Here is a 21,962-nt window from a genome sequence, read left to right as displayed (position 1 = left end):
CACTTTCCCGAAAATCCTATCTATGAATCTTTCAGAATCCCGCGTCAATGACATCGCCGGCTCGATCGGTATCGAGCCAGGAACCCTGCGCGACTTGCTTGCCGATGCCGAGTCCCGTCAATACAAGGCAGGCGAATATCTCTTTCATGAAGCGACCCCGCGTTTGTGGATGGGAGTGGTCGAAGAAGGGGAGGTCGAGATTGTCGCTGGAGTCCACGGGAGCACGAAACGACTCGCCACCTTGACCAGAGGGACCGCATTCGGTGAAGGGGTGATGCTCGATGATCTGCCGCACTCCGCATCGGCCGTGGCGCTGACAGATGTCGCCATCCTGCAGATTTCGCGGGAACGTTTCGATGAACTTCGCGCGACGAATCCCGAGGCCTTTTACCGAATGGTTGGTCACGTCGCGCGCCGGCTCAGCACCCGCTTGCGCGATGCGAACCGGCAGTTCGCGGGTGTCGGTCCGGCGATCACTGCGACCTGGCGACGTGAACATGATTCCCTTGGCGAACGCGAGATTCCCGACAGCGCGTATTACGGCGTTCAGACCTTGCGCGGTATGGAGAACTTTCCGATCTCAGGGATTCCGCTCAGCCACTTCAGTCACTTCGTTCGTGGTCTGGCCTACGTCAAGAAAGCCGCCGCCACCGCGAACAAGGAGCTCGGCGTTCTCAAGCCGGAGCGTGCCGATGCCATTCTGGCCGCCTGCGATGAAATCATCGCCGGGCAATGGCACGAGCACTTCACGATCGACATGATCCAGGGTGGTGCCGGCACCTCGACCAACATGAATGCCAACGAGGTGATTGCCAACCGTGGTCTCGAGATCATGGGTCACCGCAAGGGGCAGTATGAGCACCTCCATCCGAATGATGATGTCAACCGCTCCCAATCGACCAACGACGCCTATCCGACGGCCATCAAACTTGGCGTGATCCTGACATTGCGCGACGCGGCCTCGGCCCTGCGTGAACTGCGCGCCGCGCTCGAGGCCAAAGGGGAGGAGTTTTCCGACGTGCTCAAAATGGGCCGCACTGAAAACCAGGACGCGGTGCCGATGACCCTCGGTCAGGAATTCAGTGCCTACGCCGTGATGATTGGTGATGGCATTCGTTACATCGAGCGTGCGGGTGAGGAGCTGCACGAAGTCAACATGGGTGCCACAGCGATCGGTACTGGCATCAACAGTCCTCCGGGCTACTCCGAACTCTGCACAAGGCATCTCGCCGAGATTAGCGGCATTCCGGTGAAGCTCGCGGCGAATCTCGTCGAGGCGACCCAGGATTGTGGCGGCTTCGCCCTGATGAGCAGTGCGATGAAAACTGCGGCCGTTCAGCTTTCCAAGATCTGCAACGATCTGCGCTGGATGTCCTCCGGTCCACGTTGCGGACTCAACGAGATTCATTTGCCACCGATGCAGCCCGGCTCTTCAATCATGCCGGGCAAGGTCAACCCGGTGATTCCCGAAGTGGTCAACCAGATCTGCTACCAGATCATCGGAACTGACGTCACGGTTTCAATGGCCTCGGAGGCCAGCGAACTCGAACTCAACATGGCGGAACCGATCATCGCCTTCAATCTCCTGTTCGGCCTAACCCTTCTGAGAAACGCGGCAGTGACGCTGAACTCCCGATGCATCACCGGCATCAAGGCGAATAAAGAGCGCTGTCTGGAATACGTCCGCAACTCGATCGGTATCGTCACCGCCCTCAATCCCGTGCTCGGGTACGAACGGAGCGCCTCGATCGCCAAGGAAGCCTTGGCCACGGGCGGCAGCGTCTATGACCTGGTTCTGGCCAAGGGCTGGATGGAGAAGGAACAACTCGACGATATCCTTTCACCTGAGAAAATGACCGAACCTCGGAGCATCTGATCGCTTCGTCGCGTGATTCATCACCGAACCTCGAAAAATTTATGAGCAAAGATTCCAAGCCAGAGAAGCCAGAGAAGCTCTCGAAGAAAAGTTATATGAAAGAGCTGCGCAAGCTGCAGGGCGAACTCTGCCACCTGCAAGAGTGGGTCAAGCACAAGGGCTTGCGCGTGATTATCGTCTTTGAGGGCCGCGATGCCGCGGGGAAGGGGGGAACCATTCGCGCTCTAACAGAACGAGTCAGCCCTCGGGTTTTCCGCACCGTGGCCCTGCCGGCGCCCTCAGACCGACAGAAATCCCAGATGTATGTTCAGCGCTACATTGAGCATTTTCCGGCGGCCGGCGAAGTCGTGATTTTCGACCGCAGCTGGTACAATCGCGCGGGGGTCGAATACGTGATGGGATTCTGTACGAAGAAGCAGCACGCGCGCTTTCTCGAAGTGTGTCCTCAGTTTGAGAAGTACATCACCGACAGCGGCATCCTGCTGCTCAAGATTTGGCTGGATTCCAGTGATGAAGAGCAGAAACGCCGATTCGAGGCCCGGATCGAGGATCCTCTTCGCCAGTGGAAGCTCAGTCCTATGGATCTGCCATCACGGAGCAAGTGGTTCGAGTATTCCCGCGCTCGTGACATGATGCTCGAGGCAACCGACTCGGAGCACGCCCCGTGGTACATTCTGAATTCCGACAACAAGAAGCGGGCTCGCCTCAATTGCATTCAGCACATTCTCAACCTCATTCCCTACAAGAAGCTGAAGCGCGAGAAGGTCAAACTTCCTGAACGTTCGGAAAAAGGAGCATACGATGATCGAGCAAGCCTTGAGGGCCGAAAATTCGTGCCCGAAAAATATTAGAAAGCCAATCACCTGGGGCGAGATGCATCGACTCCCTATCCTCGCGGGCGTGTTTCGTCCGAAGCAAGAACTTGCCAAATTCCGGGAGTGTCTCTACGTTTGCACTATGTGGAAGCGAGACTTCCCTTTCAATATGAGTCCCCATTGTAATATGAAATTCAAAATATCAACTCACGGGCTGATGGCCCTCTCCCTGTGTCTTTCCGCAGGCCATGTCATTGCGGATGACGACGATGGCCGTGATGTCTCCCTTGCCGATTGCCCCGCACCGGTCCGTGCCACCATCGAAGCGAATACCCGCGGTGGACGTGTCGATGAAGTCGAGCATTACAAGACGGGTGCTCAGGAGCGCTACGTCGCAGACGTTGACCTTCCCGGTGACCTCGATTTGAGTATCTACGTCCATGCGGATGGGACTCTCCTCAAGACTCGGGAAGACATTCCGAAAAAGGACTACCCTGCTTTCGCCGCGACCCTCGCCAGCGCCCGTGGCGGCAAGGTCGACGACGTCGACAAGGAAATCGTCAAAGGAAAAACGACCTACCGCATCGAAGTTGATCGGAATGACAAGCCCGACCTCGATTTGATTGTCGATGCCGACGGCAAAGTGCTTCAGGAAACCGAGGACAAGGACGACTGATTCCAGTTCTTTCCCATTCGCTTCGTGGTGTTCCGCGAATGCGACAGATTTTCATGTTGGGCACCGGTTTGATTCAAACCGGTGCTCTTTTGTTTTCTGGCTGCAAGATGACGTGGTGTGAAGGGATGGTGGCGGGTATGGTCCCCCCTACCAAAGTATTATTGACTAACAGACGTGTGGTTCACTAGTCTGTCTATAGTATTCCCTTGTTATCGGCTTTCGCGTATTTTCGCCCTCCGAGCATGGGGAGAAAAACCCGCTACCAACCCATGAATCGCTATATCTTGTCCCTGGATCAGGGGACTACGAGTTCGAGAGCTATTTTGTTCAATGAAGCTGGTGAAATCTCCGGCGTCGCCCAGCAGGAATTCCGACAGATCTTTCCAAGGCCGGGCTGGGTCGAGCACGATGCGGAGGAGATCTGGAAGACTCAATCCGAGGTGGCCAATGAAGTGATGCGGGAGACGGCATCCACTGCTGATGATATCGCGGCCATCGGAATTACCAACCAGCGGGAGACAACGGTCGTCTGGGACCGCGCCACCGGTAAACCGATCTACAATGCCATCGTCTGGCAGGATCGCCGGACCGCCGAACGCATTGACAAACTCAAGGGCGGCGAGACCGAGAAGTTGATAACCGGGCGCACCGGTCTCGTTCCCGATGCCTACTTTGCCGGCAGCAAGCTCGAGTGGATCCTCGATCATGTCGATGGTGCACGCGAGCGTGCCGAGCGCGGCGAACTCGCTTTTGGCACCATTGATTGCTGGCTGACCTATAAACTGACCGAGGGAGCGGTTCACGTGACGGATGCTTCCAATGCGGCGCGGACCATGCTCTATAACATTGAAACCCGTGCCTGGGACGAGCAGCTGTTGGAAGTTTTCCGGGTGCCCGTGTCCATGCTGCCGGAAGTAAAGTCCTCCAGCGAAGTCTATGGTGAAGTCGCCGCTGACATGACCTGCCGGGGCGTGCCGATCGCCGGAATGGCGGGCGACCAGAATGCCGCGCTCTTCGGTCAGCTCTGTCACGAACCCGGCAATGTGAAGAATACCTATGGCACCGGTTGCTTCATGCTGATGAATTGCGGCGACAAGCCGAAAGCTTCGTCACACCGCTTGCTCAGCACGATCGGCTGGGAAATCGACGGCAAGACCAGCTATGCCTTGGAAGGGAGTGTCTTCATTGGCGGCGCGGTGGTCCAGTGGTTGCGCGATGGACTTGGAATCATCTCCAAGTCGTCGGAGATTCGGGAACTTTCCGAATCCGTGGATGATGCTGGCGGGGTGATTTTTGTGCCAGCCTTTGCTGGTCTCGGCGCCCCTCATTGGGATCAGTATGCGCGGGGCACGATGTTCGGCATCACCCGCGGGACCACCGCAGGACACATCGCACGCGCGGCGGTGGAGTCGATGGCTTTCCAAAGCGCGGATTTGTTGGATGCGATGGTCGCTGATGCCGACGCTCCGATCCCGGAAATGAGGGTCGATGGTGGAGCGACCTGCGATGATCTGCTGTTACAGTTTCAGGCCGATGTGCTCCGGATTCCGGTGATCCGGCCGAAGATGGTCGAGACCACCGCCTTGGGCGCCGCCTATCTCGCAGGTCTGGCCACCGGCTTCTGGAAGTCATCACAAGATCTTGAGGTCAACTGGCAGGTCGATCGGGTTTTCGAACCGGCGATGGATGCCGATCAGGTGGCTGAGAAACGGGACGATTGGAACAAGGCAGTCCGCCGATCCTTGGGTTGGCTGTCGGAGGAAAAGAAAGGGAAGTAAAAACCATATCCAGAACTACGATGAATCGAGACTTAATGATGGAGAAGGCCCGTGCGACGGACACATGGGATATCGTGATTGTCGGTGGCGGCGCCTCGGGAGTTGGCACCGCAGTGGACGCCGCTTCGCGCGGCTACTCGACGCTGCTCCTCGAACAAAGTGACTTTGGCAAAGGCACCAGTAGCCGTAGCACGAAGCTCGTCCACGGTGGGGTTCGCTATCTCCAACAAGGGAATGTGTCGCTGGTCATGGAAGCACTCAAGGAGCGGGGCATCATGCGCGACAACGCGCCGCATCTTGTCAGCGACCTGCGTTTCATCGTTCCGAACTATACATGGTGGGAAGCTCCTTTTTATGGGATCGGCATGAAGGTTTACGACATGCTTGCCGGGAAATACGGTTTTGGTCCCTCGGTGCTGATGTCCAAGGAGAAGACTCTCGATCACATCCCGACCCTCAAGACCGAGGGGCTGCTCGGAGGGGTGCAGTACTACGACGGGCAGTTCGATGATGCGCGTCTGTTAGTCAACCTCACCCAGACCGCGGCAGAGCAGGGGGCGGTGATGTTGAACTACACCAAGGTGACCGGTCTGGTGAAGAATGCCGACGGTTTCATTTCCGGTCTGACATTCACCGACGTTGAAACCGGAGAAATCCACACCATCAAGGCCAAGGCGGTGATTAACGCAACCGGCCCCTTTACCGATGATCTGCTGAAAATGAACGATCCTGAGGCGGAGACGATGATCTCCCCGAGCCAGGGCGTGCACCTTGTTCTCGAGAAGTCGTTTCTTCCCAAGGACACGGCGATCATGGTCCCGCATACCTCAGATGGGCGGGTGATGTTTGCCATTCCCTGGCATGACCATGTGGTCGTCGGAACCACCGATACCCCGATCGAGTCATCGAGTCTGGAACCGGTACCTCTGGAGGAAGAAATCGATTTCATTCTCGAAACCGCGGCGGCTTACCTGGAACGGGAACCGACGCGCGCCGATGTGCTTTCCGCCTTCGCGGGTATCCGGCCGCTGGTCAAGGCCGGCGGCGATGGCAATACCGCGGCCTTGTCTCGCGACCACACCATACACATCGGTCCATCCGGGCTGGTGACGGTCTGTGGAGGGAAATGGACCACCTATCGCAACATGGCGGAGGATTGTGTCAATCATGCCGAAACCGTGGCTGCATTGGATGAAAAGCCGTGCATTACCAAGAAACTGAATGTTCATGGCTATCACTCACATCCTGAACGCTTCGGCAGTCTGGCGGTCTACGGCTCTGATGCCCAGGGGATCCTTGAATTGGCAAAGAGCTCGCCGGAGCTCAATCAGCCGCTGCATGATGCTCTGCCAATCCTTGCGGCCGAGGTGGTGTGGGCGGCGCGTCACGAATTGGCGCGAACGGTTGACGATTGCCTTGCGCGACGCACTCGGGCGCTACTTCTCAATGCCAGAGCCTCGATCGAGATGGCACCGAAGGTCGCGGCGCTGCTCGCCGCGGAGCTTGGTCGGGATTCCGCCTGGGAGAAGGAGCAGGTGGAGACCTATCAAGCGATCGCCGCAGGCTATGTTGTAAACTGAAAGCCCTTGAATGATGATCATGACGCCATGGATTGCAGAGTTGTTAGGGACCATGGTGCTCATTCTTTTAGGCAATGGAGTGGTCGCCAATGTCGCCCTGAGTGGAACCAAGGGAAGCGCCTCGGGATGGATTGTGATCACCGCCGGGTGGGCGATAGCGGTCTATGTCGCCGTGGTGTGCACTGCTGATTCCAGCGGCGCCCATCTGAATCCGGCGGTCACCGTCGGACTGGTGGCAGCCGGTAAATTCTCAGCGGCGAAGATGCCCGCCTACATTCTGGCCCAGTTCGCCGGTGCCATGATCGGTGCTGCGCTGGTGCGGCTGACCTATGCCAAGCACTACGCGGTGAGCGACGATGGCGACGCCAAGTTGGCAACTTTCTGCACCGGCCCCGCGATTCGTTCGCTACCTAACAACTTTGTCAGCGAGGCACTCGGAACCTTCGTTCTCGTTTTCGCCGCACTCAGTGTAACCGGTGGATTCATCGATTTGAAAGGGGTCGAGACTCAAGTCAATGCTGAAACGGTAATGGTGGGACTGGGTTCGGTGGGCGCGCTGCCGATCGCACTGGTCGTCTTCGGGATCGGACTCTCGCTCGGCGGAACCACCGGCTACGCGATCAACCCGGCGCGAGACCTCGGACCACGCATCGTCCATCAACTGCTTCCGATTTCGGGCAAGCGGGACAGCGATTGGAGTTATGCCTGGGTGCCGGTCGCCGGGCCAGTCGCAGGAGCCTTGATTGCGGCATGGCTGCATGGTGCGGTCACCGGATGATGCGGTCCGAAAAGCAGGAGGACTTTGTGACCAGGCAATGGACTAACAGGATTGCAAGGGGGGCAGCTTGAACCGGAGCGGTTTGGTGACTCCATCGAAGCCCTTTTACGATTGCCTGATCCAGGAAAAAAAAGATAGATTGGGAATTGGATGAGGAAGCTCTCATGGAAAAAGGTCACAGTGGGAATCGCCGCGTGCTATGGCGCGACGATCGGGCTGGGAACCTTCGCATTCGATTATGGGGAAGGGCTGAGCTATTTTTCAACCGATCCTGCGGCCTGCGCGAACTGCCATGTTATGGATGATCAGTATGACTCGTGGCAGAAAGCCGGGCACCATCAAGCCGCGACCTGCAACGACTGCCATCTTCCGCACGAATTCATTCCCAAGTATCTGTCCAAGGCGGATAACGGATTCTGGCACTCGAAGGGTTTCACGCTGATGGACTTCCACGACCCGATCCAGATCAAGCCGCGCAATGCGGAAATTCTTCAGAAGGCCTGCCTCCGTTGCCACGGGGATTTCGTTCACGATTTGGTTGTCGGCAGCAGGACACCGAGCACCGAATCGATCCAATGCGTCCACTGTCATCGCAACGTCGGGCACGGGGCCCGATACTAACTCTAACTCCTGAATATCATGTCCACCTCCAAACCAGAAGAAAAGCCATCGCGCAAGCGCATCCTCAAGTGGTTCATTCTCACCGGTATCATCTCCGCCGGTGCGACGGCGGGCATCGCCTGGCTCCTGACCACGATGTTCGAACGCAAGGCCGAGGCGATGAATCCCTACGTGCGACTTGTCGAAGTCACCGAAAACACGACTGATCCGGCGCAATGGGGGAAGAACTGGCCACGGCAATACGACGCTTACATGCGCACCGTCGATGAAACCCACACCCGCTACGGCGGATCTGAGGGGGCGATTCCCGAGTCACGCATCGAGCGCGACCCTTGGCTGCAGCGCATGTTCCGTGGTTATGCTTTCGCCCTTGATTTCCGTGACCGTCGCGGCCACGCCTACATGCTCTACGACCAGACTCAGTCGAAGCGGATTACCGAGCGTCCGCAACCGGGTGCATGTCTCCACTGTCATGCATCTGCCGCACCGACCTGGCGGAGGATTGGCTTTGAGGACAGCGGGCGTTCTTTTGCCGACGCAAGCGGCTTTGAGTGGCAGGCGGTGATGACGGGCTTTGAGAAGATGAGCACCATTCCCTATCATGAGGCCTTCGAGATGATGCTTCAAACACCCGATGGCACCCCCGCGAATGAGCCTGCTGAGCATCAGCTTGGCGATGCCCATCCGGTTTCCTGTGTGGACTGCCACGACCCGGATACCATGGCGCTGCGGGTGACGCGACCTGGTTTCGTCCGCGGCATCCAGGCCTTTGCCAGAAGCGACAAAGAGGCACCCCACCTTCCCAGCATCGAACGCTGGCGCAAGGGCGACCGAGCCAAGGATTACGATCCCAATGTCGATGCCACCCGCCAGGAGATGCGCAGTTTCTCCTGCGCGCAGTGTCACGTCGAATACTACTGCGGACCGAAGACGACGCTGTTCTATCCATGGGACAAGGGAATCAAGATGGAGGAGATTGAGTCCTTCTACGAAGAGACGACGTTTCCGGACGGCAGTCCTTTTGTTGACTTCGTGCATGCCGAGACGGACGCGCCGGTTTTCAAGGCCCAGCATCCCGAATTTGAAATGTGGAGTCAGGGGATTCACGCCCGTAGCGGGGTGTCCTGCGCCGACTGTCACATGCCATACAAAAGGGAAGGGGCCACGAAGGTTTCTGATCACTGGGTGCGCAGCCCCTTGCTGAATGTCTCGCGTTCCTGCCAGACCTGCCATGCCTACCCCGAGGAGGAACTTCTTGCCCGGGTGCATGCGATTCAGGATCGCACCCATTCACTCATGGGCAAAGCCGGCGAGGCCCTCGACGAGGCGCTGACCGCAATCGTATCGGCAAAGGAAGGAGGGCTCAGCGCCGAGGAACTTTCCGAGATCCACGGTCTCCAACGCAAGGCCCAGTGGAGGCTCGACTTTGTCAATGCAGAGAACTCCATGGGCTTCCACGCCCCTCAGGAAGCCGCAAGAATCCTCGGCGAATCAATCGACTATTCGCGTCAGGCACAGGTCAGGGCACTCGAACTCTGGCTGAAAGCGAAACCGGACAACAGCAAGGAGGAACAATGATGAAGTCTGCGGTATCCGTGATCGAAGACAACTTTGTTAGAGAGGCTGTTCCTTCCCGCCTGGCGTCCCGCCGAATGGTGGACTGGAGAGGTATGACGGAACGGGGGATCGCCGGGACTGACAGTCGGGGAGTTTCAGGTTGTTGGAACCGCACCGATGGCATGTATTGATTCATCCGAAAATTTCACTCATGAGAACCAGAGCATTTTCTTTCCGCATCGCCTTGCCGGCGGTGCTCATGGCTGCGGCGTGCTGCCTTTTGGGGCCACTGACGGCCGCGGAACCGAGCTATCTTCCCGGTAAGTTCGTCCGGGCGGATCTCGTCACCGATCAGACGGATGCCGCGCGGGATTTTTATCGCGGTCTGTTCGGGTGGAAATTCCGAGGAAACAGCGATTATCTCGTGGCATCCAATCGTGGCCGCCCCGTGGCGGGACTCATTAAAAAGTCACGCCCCTCCAGTAAGGCGAAAGCGACGCCTCGCTGGTTCGCTTACTTGTCCACTACCGATGTGGATCGCGCCGCAAAATCCGTGAAGGATGGTGGGGGGCGCGTGATTATTCCTCCAGCTGATCTGGAGGGACGCGGTCGACAGGCGGTTTTAGCCGACCCCGAAGGAGCGCTGTTTGGCATCATTCATTCTTCTGCAGGTGATCCTCCCGACACCGAAGCGAAGATCGGAGACTGGGTATGGATTCAGTTCTTGAGCCGTAATTCTGGAAAGGCTGCGAACTTTTACTCCAAAGTCGGCGGATACCAAATCAGGAAGGACGCCGCTTCGGGGCACTCGGACTACATCCTGAGTTCCGCCGGACGAGCGCGCGCCACGGTGAGGAGCATCCCGTCTAACAAGTCAAAGGTCCAACCGACCTGGTTGCCCTTCGTGCGAGTGAAGAGCATCGGTGACAGCGTGGCGAAGGCCAAGCAGCTTGGCGGACAGGTGGTCGTGTCACCCCGACCGGAACTGATGGAGGGCCGAGTCGCCGTCGTGGCAGATCCGAGCGGAGCTGCCATTGGCCTGATGGAAACCAAATGAGGAGAACGTGAACATGAAATCCTTCAATAAAAGACTTTCCGCAGCAGCCGTTCTCGCCTTGATGCTTGGCTCTAGCAACAGTTGTGAAACCTCAGGCTACAGCAGCAGTTATTCCGGCTACTATTCGAGCGGTTTCTATGACCCGTGGTATTATGGCGGCTACTACGATGATCCGGACATAATCGTGCTTCCGCCTAACAACCGGCCCGACGGTCCCGGCGGACCGGGGGGTCCCGATGGTCCGGCTCGCCCGAGCCACCCGATTGCCAGTCCACCCACTGCGACCCCTTACCAGGGCGGCGGAGCAGGTGGCTTCGGTGGTGCAGGTGGCGGCGGTATGCGAGGCGGCGGCGGCGGTCTTGGCGGCCGGAGATAGGATTAGCGAAAGGAAACGAACAAATTATGAAACGGCATCAAATCCAAACGGTATGGGCAATCGCCCTGGTTCCCGCACTAAGCGGCTGTGGAGCACTGATTTTCAAGGGAGTCGACGAAGGTAGCCAGCGAATGGCGCGTGAGGAGAGTGCCGAGCAGGAAGCGAATGAGAGTGCTGGCGAGCACTTGGTTGAGGAGACCGGAAAAACCATTCAGAAAGGCGTTCAGCCGATCAACAAAGCCAAAAGAAGTGCGGTTGATGCGGTAAAGGGGGCGGTCGACTGATCGAATCATCCCGCTCTCCGTCGACCTCGGGATCCAGCATGCCAACATCACGGACAGCTGGGCTTCGTGACCTGGAGTCGGGATTTTCCCAAGGGATGTTAGCATGTTTATCCATGCGGGTGACTCAATCCCTACGATCGCGCTGCTGCGCCGGGTCCCCGGCAATCGAAGTGATGAGTAAGTCGTCAGACTTCTTTTTTCAATGGCGGTTGAGGGATCCTGCCAGACGGTTCGAAGAGGTGGTCTTCGAAAGAGGCACCGGGTGGGGGAGCATTGAAGGCCTATGAACCCGATCTCCATCATCTGGCCGATGATCGCCGGAGCCTGCCTGTGCCTGGCCGTGGTCCATTTGATGGTGCGGTTGCACAACCGGCAGGCTAGAGCCAATTCCGGGCTGGCTCTGGTGATGCTCTCGAATGCCGGGATTGCAGCCGGGGAGTTGGGGATGATGCTGGCCTCGACACCGGATGAGTTTGCGTTGGCAACCCGGTGGATTCACGTGCCGATCTTCTTGGCGTTCCTTGGAATTGTCAGTTTTGTCACGGATTCCTTCGGCACTGCTAGAAAATGGTTGGGCTGGGCGGTCATCGGAAGTCGCGGCTTTGCCTTGCTGCTGAATTTCCTGGTTGATCCAAACTTGAACCACGAGCTTGTCACCGGGCTGAATCCCGTTCCCTTTCTGGGCGGCACGGCAATGACCGCAGAGGCGATCTTCAGTGAACGCACGAGGTTTGGCGAAATTTCCACTCTGCTACTGCTGATTTTTGTTCTGGATGCTTCTCTGCGATTATGGAGGAAGGGCGATAGCGATTCACGACAGAGAGCGCGACTCATCGGTGGAAGTGTCGCGATCTTCGTTTCGGCGGGCCTACTCCAAGGGGTTTTGATTCACCGCGGTGTGGTGTCGATGCCCTACTTGATCAGCACCCCGTTCCTTATCGTGGTTTCGGCAATGGCCTGGGACATGAGTCGGGATCTACTACGGGCGGGAAACCTTGCGGAAAAGCTGCGGGAGCATGCTGATAGCATGAAACTCGCGGCGGAAGCGGCCCGAATCACCTTTTGGCACTGGGATATCGTCCAAGACCGAATGTGGCTACCCACTGCCGAGATGGGTAGCAAAGGAAGGGCGGAAAGCTCGATCATGGATCTCGAGACCTTCATCTCCGCCCTCCATCCCGATGATCGAGATGCCGTTCACCGGGCGGTGGATGCGGCACTTCTCGGCGATGGAGACTTTCAAGCCGACTTCCGGGTCGAAGATGAGAGTCATGGGGTCCGCTGGATCGAAGCCTGTGGAAGGATCGAGTTCAGTAACAGTGGGAAACCGATACAGATGCGCGGCGTTTCGATCGACGTGAGTGAACGCCGTCAGATGCAGGAGCGCTTTCGTCTGGTTGTCGAGGCATCTCCGAACGGCGTCGTACTGGCCGATGCAGGTGGGAAAATTCTGTTAGCCAGCAAACGCTCAGCCGAGATGTTCGGGTATGCGCCAGGGGACCTTCTCAGCCGATCGCTTGACGATCTTTTCCCTTCTCGTCGCGGTGACACCCTTGTCATGACTGCGGATGAACGGGGTTCTCCAGGGACCTTGCCAGAGGGGGAGGGCTACGAGCTGGCAGCGGTTAGAAAGGATGGAAGTGAGTTTCCTGTGAAGATTGGAACCGCGTTTGTTGACAGTGTGGAGGGCCGTTTGATGCTGAGCGTGATCACCGACATCTCGAGCCATCGGGAGATGGAAAGGGAGGCGCGGCGCCATCACGATGAACTCGCCCACATCAACCGCGTCACAAGCCTCAGCGAGTTGTCAGGAGCAATTGCCCATGAGGTCAACCAACCGCTCACCAGTATTCTGACGAATACGCAGGCGGCCCAGCGCTTCCTGAAGCGTCCATCAGTGGACCTTGTGGAAGTGAAACTCATTCTCGCGGACATTGTGGCGGAGGTCCGCAGAGCGATCGATGTGATCCAGCGGCTGCGATCCCTTCTCAAACGGGGGGAAACGAAGCGTCTACCGGTGAACTTCAACGAGATTGTCGGCGACGTGATCCGGCTCACTCAGGCCGATCTTACAAGTCGCAGGGTGACCGTGACCCGCAATTCGGCCGAGGCTCTTCCGTTGGTGAAGGGCGATCCGGTGCAACTTCAGCAGGTGATTCTTAACTTAGTGCTCAATGCTGCTGATGCGATGTCCAAAACAACCTTGGACTCAAGACACTTGTTCATAACAACTTCGGTCGAGGCGGGTCATGTGCGCGTGGCGGTCAGGGATATCGGCTGTGGACTACCGGATAACGTGGAAAAGCTTTTTGATCCGTTCTTTACCACCAAACCCGAAGGCCTGGGAATGGGGCTCGCGATCTGCCGCTCGATCGCCACGGCGCATGGGGGACGGCTCAGAGCGGAAGATCACCCCCAGGGTGGGGCGCAATTCTTCTTTGAAGTTCCAATCACTTCCTAGTGTTTTTGCCTAACTCTGGTCGAAGGCTTTCTGCAGGACGATGAATAACATCGTTAGATAACTGGAATCATCCCGACCTTTCGGAGTTTCTTTCAAAGTTTTTCTTTTATCAGAGCTCGTTTTCCTCTTGGATCCTATCGAATCAAACAGGAGTATTGAAATGCTCGCTGCTTGTCCGGTATTGAAATTCCAAGAGTCATTCAGCCATGAATTCCGAAATGTCCGCCGCGCTTGTGTTGGTGCTCGCTTTCACCCCAGGTCTGAAGAGTGAGGAGACCACTTCCGAGATCGGAGGCTTGAAGAAGGCAGCCGAAACCTTCGTTGCCGCCTACAATAAGAAGGATGCCAAGAGTATTGCTGAACTCTTCACCGAAAATGGTGAAATTTTGGATCGCGATGCTCACGAAGTCACCAGTGGGCGCGCTGAGATCCAAGCGCGTTACGAGGCGCTGTTTGCTCTCCCGGACGCACCACAGATCGCCCTTGAAGTTGACTCTGTCCGATTCGTTGGGAAGGATCTGGCGATCGAGGATGGGACCGTGCACGCCACCGCTCCTGGTGATGACTCCGTGGCCACTTCCATGAGCTACACCGCGGTTCTCCAGAAGAGTGAAGATGGTTTTTGGCGAATCGCTAGCAGTCGCGATCGAAGTGATACCTCAGATAGCGCCGGCCGGCTTGGCTCCTTGGCGCGACAGATCAAGGGAGATTGGACCGCCACTCGAGATGGAGTGCGTCTCGACCTTGCCTTCGGCTGGGATGATTCCGGAAACTATTTAATTGGAGAGATGCTCGTCACTGCAGCCGATGCTAAGCCGCTTAAGACGACTCTGCGTATTGCTTGGGACCCCGCCAACGAGACCATTACCTGGTGGGCCTTCGATGACGGTGGAGGCTTTTCCCGCGGTGATTGGACACCTGTGGGAGAGACGGATTGGCTTATCCGAACCGAAGGGACCACCGCAGATGGAGAGATCACCAGCGCCAATCAAACTCTCGCCTTCGAAGGCAAGGACCGCTTCCTTTGGAATTCCTCAGCGCGTCTCATCGATGGAGTGAAACAGGAAGACTTGAAGCTGAGGGTAGTTCGCCAGACCCCAGAACCCGGTATTGAATAAGCCCCTTAAGTCCCAAGATATATGAAAACTTCCAGACCCTCCAGATACAACTGGGTTCTTGTGATCATCATCGGCCTTTCCTTTGTGACCGCCGAGGCAGAAGCCCGAGGCGCACGAGGAGGTGGTGGCGGCGGCGCCCGCGGGGGCGGCGGCGCATCGGCTCGGGGTGGTGGAGGTGCATCGAGGGCTCCAGCCCGCAGTCCCTCGAGGAGCAGTGGAAGCAGTGCCCGCCGTAGTCCGGCCACGGGTTCTCAAGTGCAACGTCCTCAGACACGCCCGTCGACTCCTGCAAGACCGTCGACTCCTGCCCGTCCTGCCACGAAGCCGGCAGCTCGACCCAGCACCAAGCCTGCGATCAAGCCGGCAACAAGGCCTTCGACGACTCCTGCTCCTCGACCAGGTATCGGTGATTCGGGGTCCCGTCCCAGCGGTCCTAACACCTCACGCCCCGGCGGAGCAAAACCTTCCACTCTCCCTGGCATGGTGGGCTACCCAGATCGGCCGGGCGGAGGCGACCGTCCTGGAAAACCTGGTGGGATCGGTGATGGAAAACCGGGAGGAATTGGTGATGGAAGGCCTGGCGGAATCGGCGATGGCAAGCCCGGCGGTATTGGCGGTGTTGGCGGTCCTGGTAAACCTGGAGGGATCGGTGGACCTGGTAAGCCGGGAGGCATCGGCAAACCTGGAAGACCCGGTGGCATTGGCGGTATCGGTGGTGTAGGTATCGCCGGTGGCATAGGCGCGATTGGTGGAATCGGCGGTGTTGGAGGGATTGGCGGTATCGGTGGTCCCGGTGGTCCCGGTGGTCCTGGTGGTTGGGACGGAGATAAATGGGGGGGAGACCGCGGAATCTGGGGCGGGGGCAACAACCGGTTTACCAACATCGATATCGATAACAACTTCCGCCGGAACAATAACTTCGCTGGAGGCCCGCACCACTGGGGCGGTCATCCTTGGTGGGGTGCCGGTCATTGGCACGGATGGCACCACGGTCATTGGGGTCACGGTTGGAATCACCACTACTGGAACAGCTGCTGGTGGTGGGACGATGACGATGATTTCGGAAAGGGATTCATGTGGGGCATCGCTGCCTGGAGCTTGGGCAGCATGATCTTCGACATGGGCTATGATTCCTACCATAATCCTTACGCATCCCAGGCTCCTCCGGTCGAGAACACAACGGTTGTCTATACCCAGCCCATGTCGGTCAGCGCTTCGGAATCGGCACCACCAGGTGACGAGCAGGCTTTGGCAAGCGCCGAAGAAAAGGCGAGTGACGCCGTGGATACTTCACGCGATGCCTTTAAGAAGGGCGACTATCCATCTGCCCTGAAATCCTGTGACGAGGCGATTGCTTCGACACCCGATGACATCACCCTTCACGAATACCGTGCGCTGATTCTCTTCGCACTCGGACGCTATGGAGAAGCCGCAGCAGTGCTCAACCCGGTGCTGGCTTCCGGACCGGGATGGAGCTGGGATACCATGGTTGGCTTCTATAGCAGTTCCACAGTCTATGACGAACAGCTCCGCAAGCTCGAATCGTGGGTAAAAGCCACTCCCGACAAGGCGGAGGGCCACTTCCTCCTGGCGTATCACTACCTGGTCTGTGGTCATATGGATAAGGCTTACGAGCAATTTGCGGATACGGCGAAACTCCAGCCGGAAGATGGCGTGGCCAGGCAGATGCGCGACCTGACGAAGGATTCGATTCCCGACAACGGCGAGTCTGAAACCCAGCCTCCACCGAAACCTGACCCTGTTCCCAAGGAGAAGTTGGTTGGCACTTGGACGTCCGACGCCTCGGGCGGAAAGGTCACCTTCAAGCTTGAGGAAGACGGTAGCTTCCTTTGGAGCTTCACGGGCGATGGCGAAACCCATGATCTCAAGGGCACTTGGGGAATCAACGACAAAGACCTATTGGTCATGAATGTCGAAGACTCCCAGATGGTCTGCTCGATTTCTCTCGAAGACGACTCGACCATGAAGTTCCTAATTATCGGAGGTCCTTCAGGTGATCCTGGGTTGGACTTCAAGAAGGCATGATTGTCCTGCCCACAACTGGTCCCAGTTGTGGGCACGTCTTTGACGATTGATCGACGAGATTCTAGCAATGGAACAGACCATCATACATTTGGTCGATGATGATTCATGGGTGCGTGAGGCCCTTTCTCGTCTTCTGAGAAGTGAAGGATACGAGGTCCGGGCTTTTGGCAGCGCGGCCGATTTCCTCGATTCCTGCCTCGCTGGAGAGGTGGAGTGTCTGCTGTTGGATATTGCCATGCCGGGCATTGATGGCTTGGAGCTCCAGCGATTGTTGAATCGCTCTGGGGCGATGGTCCCAATCGTGTTCCTCACCGGTCACGGCGACATTCCGATGACCGTGCAAGCGGTGAAATCCGGTGCTGTGGATTTCCTTACCAAGCCCGTGGACGACTCTGAATTGTTGAGAGCCATTAAGCAGGCAGTTGATGAAGCAAGTTCGACTCGCAAGATTCGAGAGAAAACCAATCAGGCCAACGCACGTTTCAACCAACTCACCCCGCGGGAAAAGGAAGTCATGGCGGCCGTGGTTGCAGGCAAACCCAACAAAATCATTGCTGCCGAGTTGGGAGCCCGCGAACAGACCGTGAAAGTCCATCGCGGGCGGGTGATGACAAAAATGGCCGCGGAGTCGCTCGTCGATCTCGTTCGAATCGCGGATCGGATCACCATGATGAAGAGCATCTCCCTCACTGAGGCGTGATTGGAAGCAATCGACGGAATGTGCGCAGCCAGGCAGCAGTGAAGCCGGCCTCGAACCAGAGTGGAAAAAACTCGAGTTCGACTGCCGTAGAGCTTGAGGAAATCGTGGAAATCAAAGACACTCCGGCCGTCCGGGGGACTTGGCTCCGGAAAACCAACCGAGAGAAAGCAACCCTTTGATCCCATGAGCCTCGCCAAAAGACTATCCAACCATTTTTCCGCCTGTCGTCTTGTCGGCCTGGCAAAGCATCACTCCGCATCAGAGTTCCCCGACCGGGATCAGAATGGCCCCTACATCATCATGCAGAGCGGCTACGAACCCGGTGATCCGGCGATGCGACCTGCCGAATATGTGCTGGGGAAGTCAGGTGCTTGGCTTGGCACCCATTGGTTCATCCGCCTGCCCGTGGAAGAGCGTCGCAAGGAGTTCCTCTTCGGGACCAAAGTGGAGGTGGTCACCCTCATGGATAGCCTGTCCAGCAAGGTCAAGGTCATCAGTGAGAAGCCCGACTGTATCGACGATGATGCCGAAGTCGACGAGGAGTTAAAGGAGATTACCGAGGAGGACGCCTAAGTCCATTCGGCAGGATCGAAGCTGAACTCTTCAGGTGGTCTTGGTAAAAAAGTCGTTCAGCTGAGACTTCCTGGTCGAGCTGAACTCCAGCGATATCTGAGAAACTTGAAAAGGACCGATAAAATCGCTGTTCTGACTCGACTTCATTTGTCGGCTCCCTTCCGATGGGGTGGCTGCCGACCGGGAGGGAGCGTTGCCATCGAGGCTATGTCGGAGGCTCGTCATGCGCTATCATTTTGAAATCACTTATGGACCGGAATCCCCTTAGATCCGCCTTCAGCTCACGCTCTCTCAGCCTGTTTGCGACCGCATTCCTTGCCGCGTGTACCGTGGGTCCTGAATTTTCAAGTCCCGACATCATCATGCCGGGAAGCTACCGGGGGGATGTCAGTGCAAGTGCAGAGTCGATTGCCGATTTGCCATGGTGGAAGGTCTATCGCGATTCCAGCCTTCAAGCTCTGATTCACGATGGACTCGCTAACAATAAGGACTTGGCGATCGCCGTTAGCCGCGTCGAACAGGCACGCCAGATTGCAAACCAAACCCGCTCGCTCGCACTTCCTAGCGTCGGCTATTCCGGCGGACTGAGCACTGGCCGAAACCAGAGCGGGGGAGGTGCTTTCTTTCAAGATGGTGATACCAAGAGCGATGCTGTTGGTCTGGTAAACGCCGCTTGGGAAATCGATTTCTGGGGCAGGATTCGGCGGCTCAATGAAGCCGAGCTTGCCCGCTATCTCGCCACCGACGAGGCCCGTCGTGGCGTCATTGTGTCCCTGATCGGAGATATTGCGCAGACATATTACGAGCTTCTGGAGTTAGATCTCCAGAAGGAGATCTCGTTGAGCACTCGAGACTCCTTCCAGGAAAGTTTCGATCTGTTTCAAACTCGGGTCGAGGGGGGACTTTCCTCCAGTTTGGAAACCGCACGAGCTCAAGCTGCGGCTTCACAGGCCGCGGCGACGGTGCCTGACATCGAACGCTTGATCGCCCAGAAGGAGAACCTCATTTCAGTTCTCGTTGGCAAGGGGCCGGGTCCTGTGAAGCGAAGTTCTGGTCTAGGAGATGGCTCCGATCTGCTGCGGGTGCTTCCTCCGGGGCTGCCGACCGCCTTGATTCGTCGCCGCCCTGACATCCGCGCTACGGAACAACTCCTTCGTGCTGCCAATGCAGAGATCGGTGTCGCAATCGCCGAATACTATCCCAAAATCGGGCTCACATCCGTCGCCGGGCGCATCAGCCCTGATCTTTCCAATCTAGTGGATTCGAGCGGTGGTGTCTGGTCGATTGCCGCCGATATCTCGGGTCCGATATTTGATGGAGGCCGACGCGTAGCCCGTGAGGCACAGGTTCGTGCCGAATGGGATGAGGCACGACTTACCCACGAGAAAGCGGTGCTGGTAGCGCTTGGGGAGGTTTCCGACTCCCTCATCTCCCGTCAGAAATCGGCTGAAGCACGGGTTGAACAGGAACGTGCCATCTCATCTCTCAAGGATGCAGTGGATCTGGCGACCGATCGCTATACCGCCGGTAGTTCCAGTTACTTCGAGATCCTCGACACCAAATTGGAGCTCTATCCTGCGGAGCTTAATCTGGCCCGCTACCGCGCCAATCAATATCTCTCCGTGGTCGCCCTTTACCGAAGCCTCGGCGGCGGTTGGTCCCCAAAGTCCATCTCGTCAGCAAAAGCCGGACTGTAATCGTACAGGTCTCCACTAACCTTGGCGAGAGATTCCGATGCGAGGGCTCGGGTTCTCGAACGTTCCCGATTCTCCCCATAGCATCTCGTTTTGATCGGGCGCGGGACCTGCCAAAACGATCGAGTTTGAAAGGTGAGATGACCGCTCACCGGGCTCGCAAACAAACGGCTGAGAATTGGAAGAAGATCCGGGACGGCAGAAGATTCGAGAGGCGGCATAAGAAAGCCCCGGACGCTTTCTGTCAGTGGAGCGAAGCGCTAGCCTCGCTCTTACCTAGTTGCCGAGCCCCTCAGGCTGAGGCTTCATCCTCTCCCAACCCATCATTCCAGAAGGGATCGGTCTGATAAGGAAACGACCAGAGAGCCGTCACTGCACGTGGTTCTTGGCTTAGTGGCCGTCGCTGAAGATGTAGTTGGTCCAAGATCCCATCCGAATCAGCACCTTGCGAATCATCCCCAGATGGTGCATGTGGTGAGTGTAAACTGCCACGACTCCCGTGGTTCCGGGAACGAGTGTGAAATCTCCAAGGTCTTTATCAAGCTCGATGACGGCAAGAACCCGGCCTTCGCCGTGAATGCTTTCAGGATCAATGATGGCTCCAGATGGTTGCAACTGGCCTTGGGCGATGGCTTCCTGAATCCGCACCAGCTTGCCTTTGAAAACCCGTCCGGGGACTGCTGGAAATACGACTTCGACTTCGGAATCAGGAATCAAACGTTGTGCTGAGTTCTGCAGGAATGCCGCCGCAAATACCGGCTTTTCCGTGTGTCTGAAGACCATCACCGGCCTCAAAGGCAGGGGCACGGCCATCATGCCTTCTCGAAGGAAGGACTGCTCCACCACGCCATCGGTGGGGGCTCGGACGACCGTCTGGTCCAGATCGTATTGGGCAGCTGCGAGCTCTCCCTCGAGTCGGGCCACAGTGGTATTGACTCCGTTGATCTCCGAAGTTTCGGCAAGTCGCGCACGATTCAATTCCGATTTTGCAGCTTCAACGGCCGCCTTGGCCGTGAGGTAGAGTCCCCGCTTGGTGTCGACTTCTTGTTGAGCGACGGCACCTGTGCCTTTGAGTGCGAGTGTTTCGACACGTTTGAAGGCTTCAAATTGGCGTTCCGCATCGGCTTCAGCTTCTTCGAGTTGCGCTTCGGCGGTTTCACGAACGGCGATCAGCTGTTCTGCCGACTGTTTTGCCTCCGCAAGTCCGGCCTTCTTTTGATCCACCACTGCTTGAAAGCGGGTGGGATCGATCTTGAAGAGCACATCTCCCTTTTTGACCTCAACCCCGGCTTTGGCAGGCGCATCGACCACGCGACCACCTACTACGGGATTGATCGGAGTCGTGTAATAGTAAAGTCGGGCACTGCTCGAAAAGGGGTGGTTGTAGTTCATTCCGAGCAGCAGGAAGCCAATCAGGAAGACGCCACCCAGAACGGCCGTCAGCACTGAAATACCCGTGACCGGAATCTTGAAGATTTTAAAGATGGCCAGACAGATGCCAGCGTAACAAAGAACGAGAAGAAGATCCATGGAGGTGTGTCAGGTATGATTCAGTTGCTTTGTTCGTCTGAACCGGACTTGCCATCATCTACTGGCGCGGTTGCTACGTCACCTCCCGACTCCAGCTTGGCAAGGCGTTCTTCCAATTCCTTCACCTTTGATTTCAGCTGGGGATCAGGTGTGCCACCCCCCCCGAAACCGTAACCTCTGTCTTCTCGGTATAGGGTCGCCCAGATCCACAGGAAAGGCCAGATGGCGTGCAAGGTAAACAGGCTGATCCAACCACCATAGTGGATGGCATCCTGGTGCGGGTGGTTCCGCTTGACGGCAATGTGATAGGGAATGTCGTGAATGATGATCATCGCGTATGCCACCACGAGGACGACAAAAATGAGCATGATGAGCGCGAATATCGAAAGTGTATCAATCATGTTGGGCGGCGGCGGTGTTGGCTTTGCCTTCAGGGGCTTTG

General features: G+C 57.1%; 20 protein-coding genes. 17 read left to right on the top strand and 3 right to left on the bottom strand.

Features of this window, described 5'->3' with window-relative positions:
• The first annotated feature begins 22 nt into the window (after positions 1-22).
• The 13 genes from ACFQY0_RS03645 (at position 23) to ACFQY0_RS03585 (ending at position 14,977) form a co-directional block, all read left to right on the top strand.
• Positions 23-1,876 (top strand): aspartate ammonia-lyase, encoded by a 1,854-nt coding sequence (locus ACFQY0_RS03645; protein ID WP_379709192.1) that lies wholly within the window; start codon positions 23-25, stop codon positions 1,874-1,876.
• A gap of 41 nt (positions 1,877-1,917) precedes the next feature.
• Positions 1,918-2,727, top strand: coding sequence for a polyphosphate kinase 2 (gene ppk2 / locus ACFQY0_RS03640; RefSeq protein WP_379709190.1), 810 nt, complete (start codon positions 1,918-1,920; stop codon positions 2,725-2,727).
• Between the two features lie 151 nt (positions 2,728-2,878).
• Positions 2,879-3,367, top strand: a complete 489-nt coding sequence (locus ACFQY0_RS03635) for a hypothetical protein (RefSeq protein WP_379709188.1) — start codon at positions 2,879-2,881, stop codon at positions 3,365-3,367.
• A 269-nt stretch (positions 3,368-3,636) separates the two neighbouring features.
• On the top strand, positions 3,637-5,145 hold the full coding sequence (gene glpK, locus ACFQY0_RS03630; protein WP_379709186.1) for a glycerol kinase GlpK: 1,509 nt from the start codon (positions 3,637-3,639) through the stop codon (positions 5,143-5,145).
• Between the two features lie 20 nt (positions 5,146-5,165).
• A complete protein-coding gene (locus ACFQY0_RS03625) occupies positions 5,166-6,725 on the top strand; it encodes a glycerol-3-phosphate dehydrogenase/oxidase (RefSeq protein ID WP_379709184.1) in 1,560 nt (519 codons plus the stop codon).
• Positions 6,726-6,744: 19 nt separating this feature from the next.
• Positions 6,745-7,503, top strand: a complete 759-nt coding sequence (locus tag ACFQY0_RS03620) for an MIP/aquaporin family protein (RefSeq protein WP_379709182.1) — start codon at positions 6,745-6,747, stop codon at positions 7,501-7,503.
• Between the two features lie 150 nt (positions 7,504-7,653).
• Complete coding sequence (nrfH, locus tag ACFQY0_RS03615; protein WP_379709180.1) at positions 7,654-8,124, top strand: cytochrome c nitrite reductase small subunit; 471 nt, start codon at positions 7,654-7,656, stop codon at positions 8,122-8,124.
• An 18-nt stretch (positions 8,125-8,142) separates the two neighbouring features.
• A complete protein-coding gene (locus tag ACFQY0_RS03610; RefSeq protein ID WP_379709178.1) occupies positions 8,143-9,702 on the top strand; it encodes an ammonia-forming cytochrome c nitrite reductase subunit c552 in 1,560 nt (519 codons plus the stop codon).
• Positions 9,703-9,892: 190 nt separating this feature from the next.
• On the top strand, positions 9,893-10,738 hold the full coding sequence (locus ACFQY0_RS03605) for a VOC family protein (RefSeq protein WP_379709176.1): 846 nt from the start codon (positions 9,893-9,895) through the stop codon (positions 10,736-10,738).
• Positions 10,739-10,751: 13 nt separating this feature from the next.
• Positions 10,752-11,114 (top strand): hypothetical protein, encoded by a 363-nt coding sequence (locus ACFQY0_RS03600; protein ID WP_379709174.1) that lies wholly within the window; start codon positions 10,752-10,754, stop codon positions 11,112-11,114.
• Between the two features lie 26 nt (positions 11,115-11,140).
• Positions 11,141-11,398, top strand: coding sequence for a hypothetical protein (locus ACFQY0_RS03595; protein WP_379709172.1), 258 nt, complete (start codon positions 11,141-11,143; stop codon positions 11,396-11,398).
• A gap of 283 nt (positions 11,399-11,681) precedes the next feature.
• Positions 11,682-13,859 (top strand): ATP-binding protein, encoded by a 2,178-nt coding sequence (locus tag ACFQY0_RS03590; protein ID WP_379709170.1) that lies wholly within the window; start codon positions 11,682-11,684, stop codon positions 13,857-13,859.
• Between the two features lie 218 nt (positions 13,860-14,077).
• Complete coding sequence (locus ACFQY0_RS03585; protein WP_379709168.1) at positions 14,078-14,977, top strand: YybH family protein; 900 nt, start codon at positions 14,078-14,080, stop codon at positions 14,975-14,977.
• 266 nt (positions 14,978-15,243) lie between these two features.
• On the opposite strand, the gene ACFQY0_RS03580 is transcribed toward ACFQY0_RS03585, so the two are convergent.
• Positions 15,244-15,459, bottom strand: coding sequence for a hypothetical protein (locus tag ACFQY0_RS03580; protein ID WP_379709166.1), 216 nt, complete (start codon positions 15,457-15,459; stop codon positions 15,244-15,246).
• Between ACFQY0_RS03580 and ACFQY0_RS03575 the strand changes: the two genes are divergently transcribed.
• The 4 genes from ACFQY0_RS03575 (at position 15,458) to ACFQY0_RS03560 (ending at position 19,993) form a co-directional block, all read left to right on the top strand.
• The gene (locus ACFQY0_RS03575) at positions 15,458-17,023 is read left to right on the top strand and encodes a tetratricopeptide repeat protein (RefSeq protein WP_379709164.1); all 1,566 of its coding nucleotides are present in this window, start codon (positions 15,458-15,460) and stop codon (positions 17,021-17,023) included. The genes ACFQY0_RS03580 and ACFQY0_RS03575 overlap by 2 nt on opposite strands.
• A gap of 67 nt (positions 17,024-17,090) precedes the next feature.
• Positions 17,091-17,723 carry a response regulator transcription factor gene (locus tag ACFQY0_RS03570; RefSeq protein ID WP_379709162.1) on the top strand — a complete coding sequence of 211 codons (633 nt, stop codon included), beginning with the start codon at positions 17,091-17,093 and terminating at the stop codon, positions 17,721-17,723.
• A gap of 183 nt (positions 17,724-17,906) precedes the next feature.
• Positions 17,907-18,296, top strand: a complete 390-nt coding sequence (locus ACFQY0_RS03565; RefSeq protein ID WP_379709160.1) for a hypothetical protein — start codon at positions 17,907-17,909, stop codon at positions 18,294-18,296.
• 248 nt (positions 18,297-18,544) lie between these two features.
• Positions 18,545-19,993 (top strand): efflux transporter outer membrane subunit, encoded by a 1,449-nt coding sequence (locus tag ACFQY0_RS03560; RefSeq protein ID WP_379709158.1) that lies wholly within the window; start codon positions 18,545-18,547, stop codon positions 19,991-19,993.
• A gap of 387 nt (positions 19,994-20,380) precedes the next feature.
• Here ACFQY0_RS03560 and ACFQY0_RS03555 read toward each other — a convergent pair whose 3' ends face one another.
• Together ACFQY0_RS03555 and ACFQY0_RS03550 are read right to left on the bottom strand one after the other, a co-directional pair.
• Positions 20,381-21,520 carry an HlyD family secretion protein gene (locus ACFQY0_RS03555; protein WP_379709156.1) on the bottom strand — a complete coding sequence of 380 codons (1,140 nt, stop codon included), beginning with the start codon at positions 21,518-21,520 and terminating at the stop codon, positions 20,381-20,383.
• A 20-nt stretch (positions 21,521-21,540) separates the two neighbouring features.
• Positions 21,541-21,921 (bottom strand): DUF3302 domain-containing protein, encoded by a 381-nt coding sequence (locus tag ACFQY0_RS03550; RefSeq protein WP_379709154.1) that lies wholly within the window; start codon positions 21,919-21,921, stop codon positions 21,541-21,543.
• Positions 21,922-21,962: the final 41 nt, after the last annotated feature.

It is taken from the genome of Haloferula chungangensis, from assembly GCF_042664875.1.
GTDB lineage: Bacteria > Verrucomicrobiota > Verrucomicrobiia > Verrucomicrobiales > Akkermansiaceae > Haloferula > Haloferula chungangensis.
The sequence above is the reverse complement of the archived record's forward strand: the minus strand, read 5'-3'. Positions and strand labels throughout refer to the sequence as shown.